Annotated in this window: 18 protein-coding genes; 9 read left to right on the forward strand and 9 right to left on the reverse strand. The window is 63.8% G+C overall.

The features are described 5' to 3' along the window. Nucleotides 1-11: 11 nt before the first annotated feature. Together IFU31_RS17825 and IFU31_RS17830 are read left to right on the forward strand one after the other, a co-directional pair. Nucleotides 12-1178, forward strand: a complete 1167-nt coding sequence (locus IFU31_RS17825; protein WP_122479430.1) for an MFS transporter — start codon at nt 12-14, stop codon at nt 1176-1178. Nucleotides 1179-1193: 15 nt separating this feature from the next. Continuing rightward, the gene (locus tag IFU31_RS17830) at nt 1194-2243 is read left to right on the forward strand and encodes an alkene reductase (RefSeq protein ID WP_122479431.1); all 1050 of its coding nucleotides are present in this window, start codon (nt 1194-1196) and stop codon (nt 2241-2243) included. Nucleotides 2244-2280: 37 nt separating this feature from the next. Here the strand turns inward: IFU31_RS17830 and IFU31_RS17835 are convergent, their stop codons facing one another. The 3 genes from IFU31_RS17835 to IFU31_RS17845 all read right to left on the reverse strand — a co-directional run bounded on the left by IFU31_RS17835 (nt 2281) and on the right by IFU31_RS17845 (nt 5239). Continuing rightward, nucleotides 2281-3120, reverse strand: a complete 840-nt coding sequence (locus tag IFU31_RS17835; RefSeq protein WP_185794013.1) for an ATPase — start codon at nt 3118-3120, stop codon at nt 2281-2283. A gap of 90 nt (nt 3121-3210) precedes the next feature. Then, on the reverse strand, nt 3211-4209 hold the full coding sequence (locus tag IFU31_RS17840; protein ID WP_122479433.1) for an NAD-dependent epimerase/dehydratase family protein: 999 nt from the start codon (nt 4207-4209) through the stop codon (nt 3211-3213). Nucleotides 4210-4348: 139 nt separating this feature from the next. Then, complete coding sequence (locus IFU31_RS17845; protein WP_192104006.1) at nt 4349-5239, reverse strand: LysR family transcriptional regulator ArgP; 891 nt, start codon at nt 5237-5239, stop codon at nt 4349-4351. An 89-nt stretch (nt 5240-5328) separates the two neighbouring features. On the opposite strand from IFU31_RS17845, the gene IFU31_RS17850 reads away from it, so the two are divergent. The 7 genes from IFU31_RS17850 to IFU31_RS17880 all read left to right on the forward strand — a co-directional run bounded on the left by IFU31_RS17850 (nt 5329) and on the right by IFU31_RS17880 (nt 14236). Next, nucleotides 5329-5928 (forward strand): LysE/ArgO family amino acid transporter, encoded by a 600-nt coding sequence (locus IFU31_RS17850; protein ID WP_122479435.1) that lies wholly within the window; start codon nt 5329-5331, stop codon nt 5926-5928. A 186-nt stretch (nt 5929-6114) separates the two neighbouring features. Further along, nucleotides 6115-6711, forward strand: coding sequence for a superoxide dismutase (locus IFU31_RS17855; protein WP_122479436.1), 597 nt, complete (start codon nt 6115-6117; stop codon nt 6709-6711). Between the two features lie 257 nt (nt 6712-6968). After that, a complete protein-coding gene (locus tag IFU31_RS17860) occupies nt 6969-9038 on the forward strand; it encodes a putative bifunctional diguanylate cyclase/phosphodiesterase (RefSeq protein WP_122479437.1) in 2070 nt (689 codons plus the stop codon). A gap of 129 nt (nt 9039-9167) precedes the next feature. Further along, nucleotides 9168-10520: an imelysin family protein gene (locus IFU31_RS17865; RefSeq protein ID WP_192104008.1), complete on the forward strand. Its 1353-nt coding sequence runs from the start codon at nt 9168-9170 to the stop codon at nt 10518-10520. A 98-nt stretch (nt 10521-10618) separates the two neighbouring features. Further along, nucleotides 10619-12046 (forward strand): di-heme oxidoreductase family protein, encoded by a 1428-nt coding sequence (locus tag IFU31_RS17870; RefSeq protein WP_192104010.1) that lies wholly within the window; start codon nt 10619-10621, stop codon nt 12044-12046. Nucleotides 12047-12071: 25 nt separating this feature from the next. Next, nucleotides 12072-13136, forward strand: a complete 1065-nt coding sequence (locus tag IFU31_RS17875) for an imelysin family protein (protein ID WP_122479439.1) — start codon at nt 12072-12074, stop codon at nt 13134-13136. A 2-nt stretch (nt 13137-13138) separates the two neighbouring features. Further along, a complete protein-coding gene (locus IFU31_RS17880; RefSeq protein WP_192104012.1) occupies nt 13139-14236 on the forward strand; it encodes a DUF1513 domain-containing protein in 1098 nt (365 codons plus the stop codon). Between the two features lie 37 nt (nt 14237-14273). On the opposite strand, the gene IFU31_RS17885 is transcribed toward IFU31_RS17880, so the two are convergent. The 6 genes from IFU31_RS17885 to groL form a co-directional block, all read right to left on the reverse strand. Further along, complete coding sequence (locus IFU31_RS17885) at nt 14274-14501, reverse strand: hypothetical protein (RefSeq protein WP_122479441.1); 228 nt, start codon at nt 14499-14501, stop codon at nt 14274-14276. Further along, entirely contained in the window at nt 14501-15217 is a 717-nt protein-coding gene (locus IFU31_RS17890; protein WP_192104014.1) for a lipopolysaccharide kinase InaA family protein, read from the reverse strand. The genes IFU31_RS17885 and IFU31_RS17890 overlap by 1 nt, the downstream gene beginning before the upstream one ends. 5 nt (nt 15218-15222) lie before the next feature. Next, on the reverse strand, nt 15223-15903 hold the full coding sequence (locus IFU31_RS17895; protein WP_122479443.1) for a class I SAM-dependent methyltransferase: 681 nt from the start codon (nt 15901-15903) through the stop codon (nt 15223-15225). Between the two features lie 144 nt (nt 15904-16047). Then, complete coding sequence (locus tag IFU31_RS17900) at nt 16048-17337, reverse strand: sensor histidine kinase (protein WP_192104016.1); 1290 nt, start codon at nt 17335-17337, stop codon at nt 16048-16050. Continuing rightward, entirely contained in the window at nt 17327-18010 is a 684-nt protein-coding gene (gene colR, locus IFU31_RS17905; protein WP_122479445.1) for a two-component system response regulator ColR, read from the reverse strand. The genes IFU31_RS17900 and colR overlap by 11 nt, the downstream gene beginning before the upstream one ends. Before the next feature lie 133 nt (nt 18011-18143). Beyond that, nucleotides 18144-19790 (reverse strand): chaperonin GroEL, encoded by a 1647-nt coding sequence (groL, locus tag IFU31_RS17910; RefSeq protein ID WP_122479446.1) that lies wholly within the window; start codon nt 19788-19790, stop codon nt 18144-18146. Between the last annotated feature and the right edge of the window lie 2 nt (nt 19791-19792).

A 19792-nucleotide genomic window follows, 5' to 3' on the forward strand; every position in this document is an offset into this window, starting at 1 on the left:
AGGATTTTTTCATGCCTTTATCCCTGCTGATCCTGGCGCTGAGCTCCTTCGCCATCGGCACCACCGAGTTCGTCATCATGGGCCTGTTGCCCGATGTGGCAGGCGACCTCGGCGTCAGCATTCCCAGCGCCGGCTGGCTGGTCACCGGCTACGCCCTGGGCGTGGCCATCGGCGCGCCGTTCATGGCCCTGGCCACCGCGCGCCTGCCGCGAAAAGCGGCGCTGGTGGTGCTGATGGGCATCTTCATCGTCGGCAACCTGCTCTGCGCCATCGCCAGCGACTACAACGTGCTGATGTTCGCTCGGGTGGTCACCGCGCTGTCCCACGGTGCCTTTTTCGGCATCGGCTCGGTGGTGGCTGCAGGGCTGGTGGCACCCAACAAGCGTGCCTCGGCGGTGGCCTTGATGTTCACTGGCCTGACCCTGGCCAACGTGCTGGGCGTGCCATTGGGCACTGCGCTGGGCCAGGCGGCGGGCTGGCGCTCGACGTTCTGGGTGGTCACCCTGATCGGCGTGATCGCGCTGATCGGTCTGCTGCGTTTTCTGCCAGGCAATCGCGAAGAAGCCAAGCTGGACATGGTCGCCGAACTGTCGGCGCTCAAGGGCGCCGGCATCTGGCTGTCGCTGAGCATGACAGCGCTGTTCGCCGCGTCCATGTTCACCCTGTTCACCTACATCGCGCCGCTGCTGGGTGATGTCACCGGCATATCACCGCGCGGGGTCACCTACACCCTGCTGCTGATCGGCCTGGGCCTGACCGTGGGCAATATCATCGGCGGCAAGCTGGCCGATCGACGCCTGGGTGCCACCCTGATCGGGGTCTTCGCGGCCATGGCCGTGGTGTCCACCGCGCTGAGCTGGACCGCAGTGGCCGTCATCCCGACCGAAATCACGTTATTCCTCTGGGCCGCCGCGGCGTTCGCCGCCGTGCCTGCGCTGCAGATCAACGTGGTGACCTTCGGCAAGTCGGCGCCCAACCTGGTGTCGACCCTGAACATCAGTGCCTTCAACGTCGGTAACGCCCTGGGCGCCTGGATCGGCGGCGCCGTCATCGCCGGTGGCCTGGGCCTGACCAGCGTGCCGCTGGCCGCCGCCGCACTGGCCGTGCTTGCCCTGATCGTCACCCTGATCACTTTTCGCCAGACCCGGACGCCGGACCTGGCACCCGTCACTCACTGATAGAGGCTGTTCTTCATGACCACACTTTTCGACCCGATCAAGCTCGGCGCACTGGAACTGCCGAACCGCATCATCATGGCACCGCTGACCCGTTGCCGCGCCGACGAGGGCCGCGTGCCCAACCAGATGATGGCCGACTACTACGTGCAACGCGCCAGCGCCGGGCTGATCCTCAGCGAAGCGACCTCGGTGACGCCCATGGGCGTCGGCTACCCGGACACCCCTGGCATCTGGTCCAACGACCAGGTTCGCGGCTGGGCCAACGTCACCCAGGCCGTGCACGCCGCCGGTGGCCGGATCATGCTGCAGCTGTGGCACGTGGGCCGGATCTCGCATTCGCAATACCTGAACGGCGAGCTGCCGGTGGCCCCCAGCGCAATCGCCGCCGACGGCCACGTCAGCCTGGTGCGTCCGATCACCGGTTTCGAAACCCCACGGGCACTGGAAACCGCTGAAATCGCCGACATCGTCGAGGCCTATCGAGTGGGCGCGGAAAACGCCAAGGCTGCGGGCTTCGATGGCGTGGAAATCCACGGCGCCAACGGTTACCTGCTCGACCAGTTCCTGCAGAGCAGCACCAACCAGCGCACCGACGCCTATGGCGGCTCCCTGGAAAACCGTGCACGGCTGCTGCTGGAAGTGACCGATGCGGCCATCGACGTCTGGGGCGCCGACCGTGTCGGCATGCACCTCTCGCCACGTGCCGACCTGCACGACATGGGCGACGGCAACCGTGCCGAAACCTTCACCTATGTTGCCCGCGAACTGGGCAAGCGCGGCATCGCGTTCATCTGTGCCCGCGAGAAGGAAGGCGAGGACAGCCTGGCCGCGCAACTGCGTGATGCGTTTGGCGGTCCGTACATCGTCAACGAGCGTTTCGACAAGGCGTCGGCCAACGCCGCCCTGGCCAATGGCATTGCCGACGCCGTGGCCTTCGGCGTTCCGTACATCGCCAACCCCGACCTGCCGGAACGCCTGCAGGCCGACGCGCCATTGAACGAGCCACACCCCGAAACGTTCTACGCCAAGGGCGCCGCAGGCTACCTGGACTACCCGCGCATGTAAGCGGCAGGCCGGGCCGCCGCCAGGCGTGCCCGGCCGTTCAGCGTCGCAGCTGGCTGATCTGCTGCTGCAGGTTCTGCACCTGACTCTGCAGCGTGTTCAAGCTGCGCGTGGCCTGTCCGCGGAACGCATCGAACTCGCTGATGCTGGGGCCACTGGTGGCCGCCGGTCGATTGTCCTGCTCGCTCTTGAGCACGATGAGATCCTGCTCCAGGCGTTCGAGCTGCGCGCCCGGATTGCTCTTCTTCAACGCGGCAAGCTCGCCGTCCACGCTGTCCAGACGTGCCTGCAACTTGCCGGTGTCCGGCTGTGCCTGCTTCAACGTCGCAAGCTCGGTCGCCAGCGCCTTCAACTGCGTCTGCAATTGCTCGTTGAGCGTCTGCTGCGCAGCCACCTGAGACGCGGCCTGTTCCAGACGGGTCTGCAAGGTGCTCTGCTGGCCGGCCACGCCACTCTGTTGCTGAGTCTGTTGCGCCAGCTGGTCCTGCAACTGCTTGATTTCGGCCCGCAGCGCTTCGCTACCGGATACGGCAGTGGACTGGGTGTTGGCTACTTTGCCGCTGATGTCCTGCAGGCGCCCCGCCGCTTCTTCGCTGATGCGCGCAAAACTCTCCTGAGTCGCTACCAGTTGCTGCTCCATCAGGTTGATCTGCTGGAAACTCCACCAGCCCAGGCCGCCCAGGGCGATGAACAACGCGCCGATCAGCGCCCACAGCGCACCCGTGCTGGGCGCCTTGACGCGCACCACCGGCGTGTTGCGCGAGTACAACGCGTCGCGATCGCGCCCGCCGCCCACTGGGGCAAACTCGTGGTCGTCGCGGGTATCACCACGCAAACTGGGCAGATTGTCGTCGAAGTCGTCGGGAGCATCTTTGCGCATGTGAGAAACCTTTGTGTCACGGGGTAATGGCCAGGACCGCGAGTATACCCTTGCAACGGCGGGCACTGGCCGACCACCCGGGCGATTGGCTCAACCGCCGGGCGTGCCCTGGGCACGCCACCAGCCACAGAATTCATCCAGCGATGCCCACACGGACGTGCGTGGCTCGTAGCCCAGGTAATGCCGGGCGCGATTGATATCCAGGGTGAAATGCTCGTGCAAGGCCTGGACTTCAAAACGCGACAAGCGCGGTCGGGGTTGGCCGGGCCAGAGCAGGCACGCCGACTCGCAGACCGCAGCACTGACGTGGGCCAGGCCGAAGTCGCGGTAGCGACGTACCTGGGGCAACTCCAGCTGACGCATCACGTAGTTGATCACGTCCCACAGCGGTATCGGCGCGCCATTGCTGATGTTGTAGACCTGGTTGAGCGCGGTATCGCCTGCCGTCAGAGCGCCCAGCAGTGCCTGATTGAGGTTCTGCACGCTAGTGAAATCGACTTTGTTCAAGCCGTCGCCGATAATCCGCAGGCGATTCTTGCGCTGCATCTCGATCAACCGCGCGAACTGCTGCCCGTCGCCCGCACCGGTCACCCGATGTGCTCGCAGCACAACGGTTTCCAGGCCGAACTCGGCAGCGCCGAGCACCTTGCGCTCGGCCAGCCATTTGCTGCGCGCGGCATGCCCGCGCAGACGTCCCGGCACCTGCTCTTCCTTGATGGCCAGATGGCTGCGACCGTCGAAACAGACCGCTGCCGAAGACAGATACACCAGCCGCTGCACGTGCTCCTTGAGGCAGGCCTCGACGACGTTCTCGGTGACCTCGACATTGGCCTGCTGGAACATCTGGGCGCGGCCCCAGGTACCTGCGGCACCGGCGCAATGGACCACGGCGTCGACGCCGATGCACAGGCGCTTGGCCAGGTCGGGGTCGAGCAGGTCGCCCTGCATGAACTGTGCGCCGCGTCGTACCAGATGCTCGACCCCTTCGGCCCGGCGACCGTTGATGCGCACTTCAAGCCCCTGCTCCAACGCCAGGCGCGTGAAGCGCCCGCCGATGAAGCCGCTTGCGCCGGTAACCAGAATCTTCATGAATTGCTCCGCTGTGCATCGTTCAATGTGTTGCCGCAGCACGACCTCGGGAAGGTCCTGCAGCGTTCTTCGAGGTCACTCTCTGCTCGGCACCCTGGCTGTGGGCGACCGGGCCGCTAGCGGTAGACGCACGCAGGGCTCACAGCGGCACCAACCAGCTTGCGGCGCCCTCGTGCAGATGCCGGGTGAGGCGCTCGAGCAATTGCCCGCCGTTGCGCCAGTGGTGCCAGAACAACGGCACGTCCACAGGATGCCCGGCAACGATCTCGATCAGGCTGCCGTCAGCCAGTGCATCCTCGACCTGCAGCTCGGGGACCATGCCCCAGCCCATCCCGGCCTTGGCCAACCGGTTGAACCCTTCCGACGACGGGCACAGGTGATGGAGAAAACCTTCCGCCAGCCCCAGCGACGCCAGAAAACGATGTTGCAGATAATCGTCGGGGCCGAACACCAGCGCGGGCGTGCGGGGCAGATGGGCCGGTTCGAAGCCCGCGGGAAAATGCCGAGCCATGAACTCGGGGCTGGCCAGCGCGCGATAGCGCATGGCCCCCAGCAACAGGCTGCGCGCCCCGGCCAGGGGCCGCTCGCTGGCACACAGGCAGGCGGCCACTTCACCGGCGCGCATACGCTTGAGCCCGACGTCCTGATCCTCCACCACGTGGTCCAGCAGCAATTGCTCGCGAATGCAGAAATCCGCGACCGCGCCGGCCCACCAAGTGCCCAGGCTGTCCGCGTTCAAGGCAATCCGCAGGCGCTCGGGCATGCCCTGTTCATCCAGCGCCGGCACCTGCCCCTGCAGGTCACGCTCGAGCAAGCGTACCTGCTGCACATGGTTGAGCAGGCGGCGGCCGATATCGGTGGGTGCCGGCGGCGTGACGCGAATCAGCACGGGCTGACCCACCCGCGCCTCGAGCAGCTTGATCCGCTGCGACACGGCCGATTGCGACAGGCCCAGCACCTGCGCAGCGCGTTCGAAGCCCGTTTGCTCCACCACAGCGGCCAGCGCGGCGAGCAGCTTGTAATCGAACATCAGATTTCCTAATGAGTGATCAGCACTATTGCTTTTTCTTATACCGCGCCACCCCTCACAATGGCCAGCATCAAATGGGAGATACAGCGATGTGGCAGAGTTACTTGAACGGTTTGCTGGTCGCGTTCGGCCTGATCATGGCGATCGGCACGCAGAACGCTTTCGTTCTGGCGCAGAGCCTGCGCCGTGAGCATCACCTGCCCGTGGCGCTGCTGTGCGTGGTATGCGATGCGCTGCTGGTGGCTGCGGGTGTGTTCGGCCTGGCCACGGTACTGGCGCACAATCCGACCTTGCTGGCGGTGGCACGCTGGGGCGGTGCGTTGTTTCTGCTCTGGTACGGCGTCAAGGCCCTGCGCCGTGCCTGCTCGCGGCAAAGCCTGGAACAGGCCGGCACCGCCGGATTGCGCTCGCGCAGGGCGGTGCTGCTCAGCGCGCTGGCGGTGACCCTGCTCAACCCCCACGTGTATCTGGACACGGTCCTGCTGATCGGCTCGCTCGGCGCCCAGCAAAGCGTGCCTGCCGCCTATGTCGCCGGCGCCACCAGCGCATCACTGCTGTGGTTCTTCGGCCTGGCCCTGGCTGCGGCGTGGCTGGCGCCCTGGCTGGCGCGGCCCAACACCTGGCGCCTGCTCGATCTGATGGTGGCGGTGATGATGTTCGCCGTAGCCGCGCAACTGGTATTCGCCTGAAACCGTCAGTCTGGCCACGCAAAGGCTCTGGAACCTCTATTCCACACAGTTGTTGCGTGGTTAAGCCACTATGCCGATGCTATGATCCGGCACTGCGTCGCAAAGAGTAAAAACTCGCCGACGTTTTCCAGGCCGCCCGTGATCGGCCTTGCGCAAACCGCAACAGACCTGATTAGGAGAATCACCATGGCTTTCGAATTGCCGCCGCTGCCCTACGCCCACGATGCCCTGCAGCCGCACATCTCCAAGGAAACCCTGGAGTATCACCACGACAAGCACCACAACACCTATGTCGTGAACCTGAACAACCTGGTGCCTGGCACCGAGTTCGAAGGCAAGACCCTCGAAGAGATCGTCAAGTCGTCTTCCGGTGGCATCTTCAACAACGCCGCCCAGGTCTGGAACCACACCTTCTATTGGAACTGCCTGGCGCCAAACGCCGGCGGCCAGCCTACCGGTGCCCTGGCCGAAGCCATCAACACCGCGTTCGGCTCGTTCGACACCTTCAAGGAAGAATTCACCAAGACGTCGGTCGGCACCTTCGGTTCCGGCTGGGGCTGGCTGGTGAAGAAAGCCGACGGTTCCCTGGCCCTGGCCAGCACCATTGGTGCCGGCAACCCGCTGACCAACGGCGATACCCCGCTGCTGACCTGCGACGTCTGGGAACACGCCTATTACATCGACTACCGCAACGTCCGCCCCAAGTACGTCGAGGCGTTCTGGAACCTGGTGAACTGGGACTTCGTTGCCCAGCAGTACGAAGGCCAGGCGTTCACCGCCTGACCTGCTGCACTGTTGAAAAGCCCGGCCTTCGTGCCGGGCTTTTTTGTGCCTGCCTGCATACGCCGAAGGCACGCTTCGTTTACCTTGTTGCTACATGGCCGCTCAAGAATACGTCCGGGTCGGCCGACACACTGGCGCGTCCTCCGGTATTCAAGACCATCGGTACGGCTCGCGCACATTTGTGGCTTTACGGCTTACGGTAAGTTGCCAATACTCATGGCATCTTGATGCCAAGCGTTCGAAACAAGGAATTGCCATTGAAGCTGGAAGTCAGGAACAGCTTGTCCGTCAAGTTGCTTCGCGTGGTACTGATGTCGGCACTGGTCGTGGGCATGGTGCTCAGTTGTGCGCAAATCGTCTTCGATGGCTACAAGACCCGCCAGGCCATCTCCGCCGACGCCGAGCGGATCCTCGCCATGTTCCGCGATCCGTCGACCCAGGCGGTCTATAGCCTGGACCGGGAAATGGGCATGCAGGTCATCGAAGGGTTGTTCCAGGACGATGCCGTGCGCCAGGCTTCCATCGGCCATCCCGACGAACCCATGCTCGCCGAACGTTCGCGTCCGCTACAGAGCCTGACCAGCCGCTGGCTGACCGATCGCATCCTCGGCCAGGAGCGCAGCTTCAGTACACGCCTGATCGGCCGCGGGCCCTACAGCGAATACTACGGCGACCTGCACATCACCCTGGACACCGCCACCTATGGCGAGGATTTCATCGTCAGCTCGGTGATCATCTTCATCTCCGGCACCTTGCGCGCGCTCGCCCTGGGCCTGTTGCTGTACCTGATCTATCACTGGCTGCTGACCAAGCCGTTGTCGCGGATCATCAAACACTTGCTGCAGATCAACCCCGACCGCCCCGGCGAGTACCAATTGCCGTTGCCGCGCGGCCATGAACACAACGAGCTGGGCCTATGGGTGAATACCGCCAATCAACTCCTGGCCTCCATCGAGCGCAACACCCAACTGCGCCACGAAGCCGAAGACAGCATGCTGCACATGGCCCAGCATGACTTCCTGACCGGCCTGGCCAATCGCGTGCAATTGCAGCAGCAACTTGACAAGGTGCTGCTCGACGCCCATCGCCTGCAGCGGCGGGTGGCGGTGCTGTGCGTCGGCCTCGACGACTTCAAGGGCATCAACGAACAGTTTGGCTACCAGACCGGTGACCAGTTGCTGCGCGCGCTGGCCGATCGCCTGCGGGCCCACAGTGGTAGGTTCGGCACCCTGGCCCGCCTGGGCGGCGATCAGTTCGCACTGGTCCAGGCCGACATCGAACAACCTTACGAAGCGGCAGAACTGGCCCAGCGCATTCTCGACGACCTCGATGCCGCCTTCCCGCTCGACCCGCACTCCATTCGCCTGCGCGCAACCATCGGCATCACCTTGTTTCCCGAAGACGGCGACAGCACCGAAAACCTGCTGCAGAAAGCCGAGCAGACCATGACCCTGGCCAAGGTCCGCTCGCGCAACCGCTACCAGTTCTACATTGCCAGCGTCGACACCGAGATGCGCCGGCGCCGCGAGCTGGAAAAAGACCTGCGCGAGGCACTGGCACGCAATCAACTGCATCTGGTGTACCAGCCACAGATCAGCTACCGCGACCACCGGATCGTCGGCGTCGAGGCACTGCTGAGGTGGCAGCATCCCGAGCACGGCCTGGTGCCACCCGATCAGTTCATTCCGCTGGCCGAGCAGAACCGCAGCATCATTGCCATCGGCGAGTGGGTGCTGAACGAGGCCTGCAGCCAACTGCGCGAGTGGCACGATCAGGGTTTCAGCGGCTTGCGCATGGCGGTCAATCTGTCGACCGTGCAGTTGCATCACAACGAACTGCCGCGGGTGGTCAGCAACATCCTGCAAATGTACCGCCTGCCGCCGCGCAGCCTCGAACTGGAAGTCACCGAAACCGGCCTGATGGAAGACATCAGCACCGCCGCGCAGCACCTGCTGAGTCTGCGACGCTCGGGTGCGCTGATCGCCATCGACGACTTCGGCACGGGCTATTCTTCGCTCAGCTACCTGAAGTCACTGCCACTGGACAAGATCAAGATCGACAAGAGTTTCGTTCAGGACGTGCTCAACGACGAGGACGACGCGACCATCGTCCGGGCGATCATCCAGCTGGGCAAGAGCCTGAACATGCAGGTGATCGCCGAAGGCGTGGAAACGCTGGAGCAGGAAGCGTACATCGTCGCCCAGGGCTGTCATGAGGGCCAGGGCTACCTCTACAGCAAACCCCTGGCCGCTCGCGAACTGACCGCCCTGCTCAAGCAATCCGAGCGCAGCCGTACCAGCCTGGCGCGGACTCCGTCGCAAACCTAGCGGCAGACATGCCAGCCTGAAGGTTTTTTCACATTAACCCTTTACAGAAAATGCAAATCTTTCGCATTATGGCGCAGTTTTGCGCGCCACAGGCGCGCCCGCTCGCCACTCTTGACGCAGGATTTCGCCATGATTCGTACGCCCCTGGCCACCGCCAGTCTGCTGGCCATCGCCATCGCTCTTGCCGGCTGCGACAGCAAGGACAAGCAAACCACCACCGCTGCCCAGGCCCCAGCCCCGGCTGCATCCGCCCCGGCGGCCCCGGCTGCGGTGCCCACGGCCTCCGGGACTCTGGACGAGGCGGCCGCCAAGGCCGTGGTTGCCCATTACGCCGACATCGTGCACGCCACCTTCGAAGACGCGCTGAGCACTGCCCAGACGCTGCAGAAAGCCGTGGACGCCTTCCTTGCCGCACCCAGCGACGCCACCCTGAAGGCCGCACGCGACGCCTGGGTAGCCTCGCGCCCTGCCTACCTGCAGACCGAAACCTTTCGCTTCGGCAACACCCTGATCGACGATTGGGAAGGCCAGGTCAATGCCTGGCCGCTGGACGAAGGCCTGATCGACTACACCGACAAGAGCTACGAGCACGCTCTGGGCAACCCGGGCGCGACCGCCAACATCATCGCCAACAAGGAAATCCAGGTCGGTGAAGACAAGGTCGACGTCAGCGAGATCACTCCCGAGAAGCTTGCCAGCCTGAACGAGCTGGGCGGTTCGGAGGCCAACGTCGCCACCGGCTACCACGCCATCGAATTCCTGCTCTGGGGCCAGGACCTCAACGGTACCGGCCCTGGCGCCGGCAACCGCCCTGCCTCCGACTACATGGACGGCGCGGGCGCCACCGGCGGCCACAACGATCGCCGTCGCGCCTACCTCAAGGCCGTCACCGATCTGCTGGTCAGCGACCTCGAAGAGATGCTCGCCAACTGGAAGCCCAACGTGGCCGACAACTACCGCGCCACGCTGGTCGGCGAACCGGTCGACAGCGGCCTGCGCAAAATGCTTTTCGGCATGGGCAGCCTGTCGCTCGGCGAACTGGCCGGCGAACGCATGAAGGTCGCGCTCGAAGCCAACTCGCCGGAAGACGAGCACGACTGCTTCAGCGACAACACGCACAATTCCGCCTTCTACAATGCCAAGGGCATCCGCAACGTGTACCTGGGCGAGTACACCCGTACCGACGGCACCAAGCTGACCGGCGCCAGCCTGTCCTCACTGGTGGCCAAGGCCGACCCGGCTGCCGATACCGCACTCAAGGCCGATCTGGCCGACACCGAAGCGAAGATGCAGGCCATCGTCGACCGCGCCAACAAGGGCGAGCACTTCGACCAGTTGATCAGCGCCGACAACGCCGCCGGCCAGCAGGTGGTACGCGATGCCATCGCCGCCCTGGTCAAGCAGACCGGCGCAATCGAACAGGCCGCCGGCAAACTGGGCATCACCGATCTGAACCCGGACACCGCCGATCACGAGTTCTGATTCAACCGGGGGCTGCACTGGAGAAGGCTACGCCGACGCCAGTTGCAGCCCCCATGCGTCGGCCGAACATCCGCTTCCTTCACCACAGCTTTCCATTCATGCGCCCATCCCTGCCCCGTGTCGTCTTCCTGCTCCTGGCCTGCGGCCTGGTCGGGTGTGACGACGCCCCGCGTTTCACCCAGGCAGAGCCGGGCGAAGCACAGAGCGCGGGGCAGGCCACCGTGCGCAAATTCGATGTCAACGCCTACTCCATGCCCTCGGCCAATCTTTCGCCGGTCCGCCGCCTGGATTTCAGCGTGGGCAACAGCTTCTTCCGCAGCCCCTGGGTCATCGCGCCGTCTACCACCACCGCGCGTGACGGCCTGGGGCCCCTGTTCAATACCAATGCCTGCCAGAACTGCCACATCAAGGATGGCCGCGGCCATCCGCCCGAAGACAACGCGCTCAGCGCCGTCTCCATGCTGGTCCGCTTGTCGCTGCCCGACAGCCCGCATTACCTGCACGAGATCGAACGCCTGGGCGTGGTGCCCGAGCCGGTCTACGGCACACAGCTGCAAGATATGGCCATCCCTGGCCATGTGCCCGAAGGCAAGGTGAGGGTCACCTATCAAAGCGTGCCGGTGCGCTTCAAGGACGGCACTCTGGTCGAGCTGCGCCAGCCGCAGTTGCAGATCAGCCAATTGGGCTACGGCGCACTGCATCCCGACACACGCTTCTCTGCGCGGGTCGCACCACCGATGATCGGCCTGGGCCTGCTCGAAGCAATCAGCGAAGCGGATATCCTGGCCAATGCCCGCAACCAGGCCGATAGCGCCGGGCCGATCAAGGGTCGGCCCAATCAGGTATGGGACGACAGCCAAAGCCGCAGCGTGCCGGGCCGCTTCGGCTGGAAAGCCGGACAGCCAAATCTGAACCAGCAGAATGTCCATGCCTTTTCCGGCGACATGGGGCTGACCACCACGCTGCGACCCTTCGATGACTGTACGGCGGCGCAAACCGATTGTCGCCAGGCGGTCAACGGCAATGGCCCGGGCGGGGAACCCGAAGTCAGTGATAACATTCTGCGTCTGGTGTTGTTCTACACCCGCAACCTGGGTGTGCCTGCGCGCCGCGACGTCGACTCGCCGCAGGTCCTGGCCGGCAAGAATCTGTTCTATCAGGCCGGCTGCCAGGGTTGCCACGTGGCGCAATACACCACGGCCAGCGACGCGGCGGAGCCCGAGCTGCGCAGCCAGACGATTCGCCCCTACACCGACCTGCTGCTGCACGACATGGGCCCCGGCCTGGCCGACGGGCGCAGCGAGTTCAAGGCCGGCGCACAGGACTGGCGCACGCCGCCGCTGTGGGGCATCGGCCTTAGCGAAACGGTCAGCGGGCATAGCCAGTTTCTCCACGACGGTCGCGCGCGCAACCTGCTCGAAGCCGTGCTGTGGCACGGCGGTGAAGCCGAAGCGGCCAGGCAACAGGTATTGCAATTCGACGCCCAGCAGCGCGCTGCGCTGCTGGCGTTCTTGAACTCTCTCTAGATGAACACACGTTTCAGGAGCCTACATGTTCCGTCCCAAGCTGCTCTTCACCGGCCTCGCCGCCCTGGCACTGGGTGCCTGCTCGCCGCAAGATCGGCAAGCCGTTACCAGTGCGGCCATAGCCAAGCAGGTCATCCTGCCGACCTATAGCCGCTGGGTGGAGGCCGATCGGCAACTGGCTGCCAGCGCCCTGGCGTTCTGCCAGGGTACGCAGCCACTGGATGCGGCGCGTGCCGATTTCCTCAAGGCGCAAAGAGCCTGGGCCGAGCTGCAACCGCTGCTGATCGGGCCGCTGGCCGAGGGCAACAAAGCCTGGTCGGTGCAGTTCTGGCCGGACAAGAAAAACCTCGTCGGCCGTCAGGTCGAGCAACTGGCCAACGCCGAGCAACCCATCGACGCACAGGGTTTGGCCAAGGCCAGCGTGGTCGTGCAGGGGCTGTCGGCCTATGAGTACATCCTGTTCGACAGCAAGCCGGAAATTGCCGATGCCGCGCAGAAAGCGCGCTACTGTCCACTGCTCAGCGCCATTGGCGAGAGGCAGAAAGCGCTGGCCGAAGAAATCCTCGCCAGCTGGAACAGTGCCGACGGCATGCTCGCGCAGATGACCAAGTTTCCCAACCAGCGCTACGCCGACTCCCACGAAGCCATCGCCGATGTGCTGCGTGCGCAGGTCACCGCACTCGACACCTTGAAGAAAAAGCTCGGCGCGCCCATGGGCCGCCTCAGCAAGGGTATCGCCCAGCCCTACCAGGCCGAGGCCTGGCGTAGCGCGCAGTCGATGCACAGCGTGCGGGCGAGCCTGGCGGCCGCCCAGACCGTCTGGGTCGGCGTCGACGGCAAGGGGCTGCGCGGCCTGTTGCCCACCGAGCAGAAACCCCTGGCCGACAAGATCGACGCCGCCTACGCCGCGTCCATGAAGCTGCTCGACGGCAATACCCGCAACCTCGGTGAACTGCTCGGCGACGATGCCGGCAAACAGTTCCTCAACACCCTCTACGACAGCCTCAACGTGGTCCACCGTCTGCACGAAGGCGAACTGGCCCGCGCCCTGAACATCCAGCTGGGCTTCAATGCCAACGACGGTGACTGACGATGATTGTACGCTCGGCGCAGAAGCTGACCCACGTACTGCTCAAGGCACTGACCCTGGGCAACTGGACGCTGGCCCGGCATCCGCAGCGCGAACCGCTGCTGTTGTCTGCGCGCGATGATGCCGATGGCGGGCACTACGCCGTGGGTTATCGGCTGGACGGCCGCGAGGTGTTCGCCACGCAGGTAGGCCAACGCTGCCATGACATCGTCACGCACCCGACGCTGCCCGTGGCGCTGTTCGTGGCTCGCCGTCCCGGCACCGAAAGCTACTTGATCGATCTGCGCGACGGCGTGTTGCTGCAGACCCTGGCATCCCAGGCAGATCGGCACTTCTATGGCCACGCAGTAGTGCACAAGGATGGCGAGTGGCTGTACGCCACCGAGAACGACACCACCGAGCCAGGCCGTGGCGTTCTGGGGGTCTACCGCTTCGTCGACGGACGCCTGGTGCACAGCGGCGAACTGTCCACCCATGGCATCGGCCCTCATCAGGTATCGTGGATGCCGGACGGCGAAACCCTGGTGGTGGCCAATGGCGGTATTCGGACCGAGGCCGAAAGCCGGATCGAGATGAATCTGGATGCCATGCAGCCGAGCCTGGTGATGATGCAGCGCGATGGCACCCTGCTGAGCAAAGAGTGCCTGGAACAGCCGATGAACAGCGTGCGGCACCTGGCAATCGGCAGCGACGCTACCGTCTTCGCCTGCCAGCAATTCATGGGGCCTGCCCATGAAAGCGCGCCGCTGTTGGCGGTCAAGCGTCCCGGTCAGCCTTTCGAAGCCTTTCCCGTTTCGCTGACGCAATTGCAATCCATGGGGCACTACACCGCCAGCGTTGCGGTGCACAGCGAGTTGCGCCTGGTGGCGCTGACGGCGCCGAGGGCCAACCGCTTCTTCATCTGGGACATGGACAGCGGTGCGGTCAAACATGACGGCACCTTGCCCGACTGCGCAGGCGTGGGGGCTGTGGAAGACGGTTTCGTGGTGACTTCGGGGCAAGGCCGCTGCCGCCATTATGACTGCCGAGCAGCGCAGCTGGTGGGCATGCCGCTGCAATTGCCATCGGGGCTTTGGGACAACCACCTGTACCTGGCTTGAGCCAGTGCAACGTGAGCCAGCGAACTGGCTCGGGAATTCAACCCTGGGTGCGCACGCCTTGGCTCAGGCCCAGCATGAACAGGATGAAATCCTTGTCCGGGGTCACTGCGATGTGCGCCTTCTGCGACCGGGGCAATGGGCAATTGCCCTCACCGTGGGCCGCACTGACAATGGCCGAGCGGGGTTGTTCCCACGCCGCTGCCGCCGCAGTGGCCACCCCCAGGGCTGCCACCAGAAACAAACCTCGTGCCATTTCTAGTTTCATCACGCTAAACCTTTGATGGAGCTGCCGAATGCCGCTTCATAAAGGTAGATCAACTTCTGCCAGTCGGGTGCACTGAACGACGAATGGCGACGCAGCTGCTTCATGTCGTGGGAGGCAGCTTGCTGCGCGGTCATGCGCTGACGGCACTTCTCCAGGTCCAGCAGCGCTACCTCACCGCGTGCATTGCTGCCCTCGCCTGTCACGCGCACGAACACATGCTTGATATAGATGCAGCTGTGCTGCCAGCGGCCGCGGTGCATGCGCGCCAGATTGGTCGCCAGGCTCTGCAGAATCTGCTCGTGGACCGCTTCGCCGTGGCGTTCGCGGCCCCCGCCCTGCAGCCAGTGCTCATACTCCTCGAAACCGTCCAGGGAACGCGTCACCAGCAGTGCGCGCCACTGATTGTTCTCGTCGCGCTGCGTACCGCAGAAGATCATCTTCGGTACATTGACGTCGAGCTGGTAGAGCGCGGTCAACGCATCGCGTTCGCGCAGCACCGTTGGGCGACCGAACGGATGCAGCCAGCTACGGTAGATATGCCCGACCTGGCGCTTGACGTAGATCATCTGCCCGTCGGCAGCGAACAGGCGTTGCACGCCGCTTTCACCGCCGCGCCTGACATTGGGCTCTTCCACCCAGGCACCCTGCTGCTGCCAATAGTGATCGAAGTCGGCATCTCCGCTCGCCGTGCCTGCCGTCATACCTTCAACCGCCATCCTGCTTACCCCTTACGTAGAACGTATACTCGCCACATGGCGTACATCGGTAAAAAGTCCAGGCGTTCCTGGATACGGAAACCGGCCTGGATGAACTCCGCTTCAACGGTTGCCGCCGGCAACACGAAGCGGTTCTGATACCCATCCTGCTCGTTGTGCAGGCGTCGACGCTGCTCGGCCCGCTCACGCTTCCAGGCCTTGAAGTTGCCATCGACCCACAACGATAACACCACACTGTCACGCGTCACTCGATGAAACTGCTTGAGAATGGTCATGCGGTGCTCGGCCTCGCCGATGTGGTGCAGCAACCTCATGCAGAAAATGCTGTCTACCGAATTGTCCGGCAGGGCCACATCGAATGCCGAGGTCTGCAACGGCTGCACCCGGCCAACAATGTGCGCCGGCTGTGAAGCGCAGGCGGTTTCCACCATGGCCGCAGAGTTGTCCGCACCAATGATCACTCGGTTCTGCTTCTCCGCCAGCAGCGGCCAGAAACGACCGGCACCGCACGGCAGGTCCAGCACCAATCCAGGCTCGCCGACCAGGGCCAGGGCTTTGCGGGCCAGCTGTTCGTCACGTCGGTGCGACATGCGTCGAGCAAAACTGTTGCGGTGTTTGTCGAAATACTTCTGCGCGTGAGCGCGATCGTACTTATCGGAAAATTCCAGCTTCACGGGATCGGACATGGGCACGCCTCCAGGACAGTGGCGCACACCTTATTCATCCAACCGTCATGGCTAGGTCATGTCATTGTGAAAAATTTGTCAGAAGTTTCCGAGCTGATACAGGATATTTCCTACAATAATTGCACCTGGGGTGCGAAGCAAGCATCACCCCAGGGCTTGCTTGCCAAGGCCCAGCTCCACACTGAAGCGACAGCCATGAGGCTCGACGGCCTCCAGACGGACTTGCCAGCCCTGGTCCTCGCAGATCCGCTGGACCAACGACAGACCCAGGCCTAGCCCTTCTCCACGCTTCTCCGGGCCGCGCACAAACGGTTGGAACATGGCCTCGCGCTGAGCCTCGGGAATCCCTACACCGCTGTCTTCCACATGGAAGCCGCTCGCCCCCAGCGTCAGACGAATGAAACCCTGATCGGTGTAGTGCAGGGCATTGCGCAGCAGGTTGCCCATCACGGCGTGGAGAAAAGCACCGTTGTAGGTCTGCGCCAAGGGCGCGCCGGCGACGAACTCAAGGGCCAGGCCTTTCTTTTCTATGGCTGGTCGCCACTGGGTCAGCAGCGCTTCGGCTACCTGACCCAGAGTGGCCGGCGTGGCTCTGCCGCTGTCGTCGCGCTGGGCCCGCGCCAGCATCAGGAAGGTCTGCACCAGGTCACGCATGTCTTCGCAGGCTCGGGCAATGCGCAGCACCTGCGCACGGGAGCGCTCCGGCAGCGCCGGATTCTCCAGCAGCAGCTCGCAGGAGCTGGCGAGCACCATCAACGGCGTGCGCAGTTCATGGCTCACGTCGCTGGTAAACAGCCGTTCGCGGGTCAAGGCATCGCGCAGGCGGCCAAGGGTGGCATCGAAGGCCACGGCCAGCTCGCCGACTTCGTCGGCCGTATAGTCCGGTGCCAATGGCGGTGCCAGGCCAAGAATCTGATCACGATGGCGCACCTGGCGGGCCAGGCGCACCACGGGCGCCATGACCTTGCGTGCCAAGACCCAGCCAAGAAAGATCGCCAGGGCCAGGCTGAGCACGAAGCCCACCAGCACCACGGCGAACAGCACTCTTTCGCGCTCTTCGAAATCGCTCTGATCCTGCAGCAAGGCGTAACGACGACCGTCGACTACCTCGATCATCGCGTGGTAGGACAGGTCGCCGCGGAACACTTCGTGGAAGCCGCGTGGCAGATGCCTCACATCGGCAGTGAGCGCGAAATCGCCCGGACCGTTATCGTAGTAGAACAACTGATCGGGTTCGGGGCGATGGCTCCAGTCGGCCGCGTTGTCCATCAGCAGCAGGCGCTGCAGGTCGCCGCCCAGGCCTGCGGATATCAACCGTTCCTCCACCAGGTGCACGGTAGCCACGATACCGACCGCGAACGCCCCTGCGACCAGCGCACTCATCAACGCAAACGCGATGATGATGCGTTGCGCGAGGCTCTGCTTAAACTCCATCACGGCCTTCGGCAAGACGGTAACCGACGCCGTGCACGGTGTGCAGCAAGGGTTTCTCGAACGGCTTGTCGATCACCTGGCGCAGCTGATGGACGTGGCTGCGCAGGCTGTCGCTGTCGGGGCAGTCATCGCCCCACAGGGCTTCCTCGAGCACTTCGCGGCGCAGCACATGGGGGCTCTTCTGCATCAGCACGGCGAGCAGCTTGAGGCCCACCGGGTTGAGCTTGAGCAGGCGGCCCTCGCGGGTGACCTCGAGGGTGTCGAGGTCGTAGATCAGATCGCCCACCTGCAGCGAGCGACGACCGCCGCCCTGGGCCCGGCGCAGGACCGCTTCGATGCGTGCCGCCAGCTCCGACAGGGCAAACGGCTTGAGCAGGTAGTCGTCGGCACCGGAACGAAAACCCTGCAGGCGATCGTCCAGCTGGTCGCGCGCGGTGAGCATGATCACCGGCGTATCGCGCCGGGCATCTTCGCGCAGGCGCTTGCACAGCGTATAGCCATCGATGCCCGGGAGCATGATGTCGAGCACGATGAGGTCGTAGTGCTCGGTCGCCGCCAGGTGCAATCCGGACAGGCCGTCCTGGGCGCAGTCGACGGTGTAGCCTTTCATACCCAGGTAATCGGCCAGGTTGGCCAGGATGTCGCGGTTGTCTTCAACCAGTAGGATTCGCATGGGCAGGTCTCCGAGTGCTGCTGTCGCCCCGGCGGGGCTCGCGCAGCTTATAGGCTGGGCAGGCATAAAAAAACCCCGGCCATCGCTGGCCGGGGTTTTTCTTACCTGAGGACAGGTAGAGCGCGGGGCTCGCTTACATCATGCCGCCCATGCCACCCATGCCGCCCATGTCTGGCATGCCGCCGCCAGCCGAGCCTTCGGCTTTCGGCTTGTCGGCAATGGCCGCTTCGGTCGTCAGGATCAGACCACCGATGGAAGCTGCAGCCTGCAAGGCCGAACGGGTCACCTTGGTAGGATCCAGAATGCCCATTTCGATCATGTCGCCGTAGACGCCAGTTGCAGCGTTGTAACCGTAGTTACCATTGCCGTTCTTGACTTCGTTGACGACAACGCTTGGCTCGTCGCCGGAGTTGGCAGCGATCTGGCGCAGCGGTGCTTCGACTGCGCGACGCAGTACAGCTATACCTACGTTCTGATCAGCGTTGTCGCCGGTCAGGTTGGTCAGCGCTTCCAGAGCACGGATCAGTGCAACGCCACCGCCAGGTACCACGCCTTCTTCGACGGCTGCGCGGGTTGCGTGCAGGGCGTCTTCAACGCGGGCTTTCTTCTCTTTCATTTCAACTTCGGAGCCAGCGCCAACCTTGATCACTGCAACGCCGCCAGACAGCTTGGCCAGGCGTTCCTGCAGTTTTTCACGGTCGTAGTCCGAGGAAGTTTCGGCAACCTGGGCACGGATCTGGTTGATACGGGACTGGATGTCGCCTTCAACGCCAGCACCGTCGACGATGATGGTGTTTTCCTTGGAAATGGTCACGCGCTTGGCGCTGCCCAGGTTTTCCAGCGTGGCACTTTCCAGGCTCAGGCCGATCTCTTCGGAGATAACGGTACCGCCGGTCAGTACGGCGATGTCCTGCAGCATGGACTTGCGACGATCGCCGAAGCCCGGCGCCTTGACGGCAGCGACTTTGACGATACCGCGCATGTTGTTCACGACCAGAGTCGCCAGGGCTTCGCCTTCGACGTCTTCGGAAACGATCAGCAGTGGGCGGCCGGCCTTGGCAACAGCTTCCAGCACCGGCAGCATTTCACGGATGTTGGAGATTTTCTTGTCGACCAGCAGGATCAGCGGGCTGTCCAGCTCGGCGACCATGGTCTCAGGCTTGTTGACGAAGTACGGGGACAGGTAGCCACGGTCGAACTGCATGCCTTCTACAACCGACAGCTCGTTTTCCAGGCCACTGCCTTCTTCAACGGTGATCACGCCTTCTTTACCGACTTTTTCCATGGCTTCGGCAATGATGTCGCCGATGGAGCTGTCGGAGTTGGCGGAGATGGTACCGACCTGAGCGATGGCCTTGGTATCGGCGCATGGCTTGGACAGGTTTTTCAGCTCGGCAACAACGGCGATGGTCGCCTTGTCGATGCCGCGCTTGAGGTCCATCGGGTTCATGCCGGCAGCGACGGCCTTGTAGCCCTCGTTGACGATGGCCTGGGCCAGAACGGTAGCGGTGGTGGTGCCGTCGCCTGCGTCATCGTTGGCACGGGAGGCAACGTCTTTGACCAGCTGCGCGCCCATGTTTTCGAAACGGTCTTCGAGCTCGATTTCCTTGGCAACGGAAACGCCGTCCTTGGTGATGGTCGGAGCGCCGAAGCTCTTCTCGATGATCACGTTACGGCCTTTCGGGCCCAGGGTCGCTTTTACCGCGTCAGCCAGGACGTTGACACCAGTCAGCATTTTCTTGCGGGCGGAGTCGCCGAATTTAACTTCTTTAGCAGCCATGA

Source organism: Pseudomonas sp. CFBP 13602 (assembly GCF_014842725.1).
GTDB lineage: Bacteria > Pseudomonadota > Gammaproteobacteria > Pseudomonadales > Pseudomonadaceae > Aquipseudomonas > Aquipseudomonas baltica.

Bases quoted from the DNA above. Each gene is read 5' to 3' on its own strand.
- IFU31_RS17825 (WP_122479430.1), top strand. From the start codon at position 12: ATGCCTTTATCCCTGCTGATCCTGGCGCTGAGCTCCTTCGCCATCGGC.
- IFU31_RS17830 (WP_122479431.1), top strand. From the start codon at position 1,194: ATGACCACACTTTTCGACCCGATCAAGCTCGGCGCACTGGAACTGCCG.
- IFU31_RS17835 (WP_185794013.1), bottom strand. From the start codon at position 3,120: ATGCGCAAAGATGCTCCCGACGACTTCGACGACAATCTGCCCAGTTTG.
- IFU31_RS17840 (WP_122479433.1), bottom strand. From the start codon at position 4,209: ATGAAGATTCTGGTTACCGGCGCAAGCGGCTTCATCGGCGGGCGCTTC.
- IFU31_RS17845 (WP_192104006.1), bottom strand. From the start codon at position 5,239: ATGTTCGATTACAAGCTGCTCGCCGCGCTGGCCGCTGTGGTGGAGCAA.
- IFU31_RS17850 (WP_122479435.1), top strand. From the start codon at position 5,329: ATGTGGCAGAGTTACTTGAACGGTTTGCTGGTCGCGTTCGGCCTGATC.
- IFU31_RS17855 (WP_122479436.1), top strand. From the start codon at position 6,115: ATGGCTTTCGAATTGCCGCCGCTGCCCTACGCCCACGATGCCCTGCAG.
- IFU31_RS17865 (WP_192104008.1), top strand. From the start codon at position 9,168: ATGATTCGTACGCCCCTGGCCACCGCCAGTCTGCTGGCCATCGCCATC.
- IFU31_RS17870 (WP_192104010.1), top strand. From the start codon at position 10,619: ATGCGCCCATCCCTGCCCCGTGTCGTCTTCCTGCTCCTGGCCTGCGGC.
- IFU31_RS17875 (WP_122479439.1), top strand. From the start codon at position 12,072: ATGTTCCGTCCCAAGCTGCTCTTCACCGGCCTCGCCGCCCTGGCACTG.
- IFU31_RS17880 (WP_192104012.1), top strand. From the start codon at position 13,139: ATGATTGTACGCTCGGCGCAGAAGCTGACCCACGTACTGCTCAAGGCA.
- IFU31_RS17885 (WP_122479441.1), bottom strand. From the start codon at position 14,501: ATGAAACTAGAAATGGCACGAGGTTTGTTTCTGGTGGCAGCCCTGGGG.
- IFU31_RS17890 (WP_192104014.1), bottom strand. From the start codon at position 15,217: ATGGCGGTTGAAGGTATGACGGCAGGCACGGCGAGCGGAGATGCCGAC.
- IFU31_RS17895 (WP_122479443.1), bottom strand. From the start codon at position 15,903: ATGTCCGATCCCGTGAAGCTGGAATTTTCCGATAAGTACGATCGCGCT.
- IFU31_RS17900 (WP_192104016.1), bottom strand. From the start codon at position 17,337: ATGGAGTTTAAGCAGAGCCTCGCGCAACGCATCATCATCGCGTTTGCG.
- colR (WP_122479445.1), bottom strand. From the start codon at position 18,010: ATGCGAATCCTACTGGTTGAAGACAACCGCGACATCCTGGCCAACCTG.
- groL (WP_122479446.1), bottom strand. From the start codon at position 19,790: ATGGCTGCTAAAGAAGTTAAATTCGGCGACTCCGCCCGCAAGAAAATG.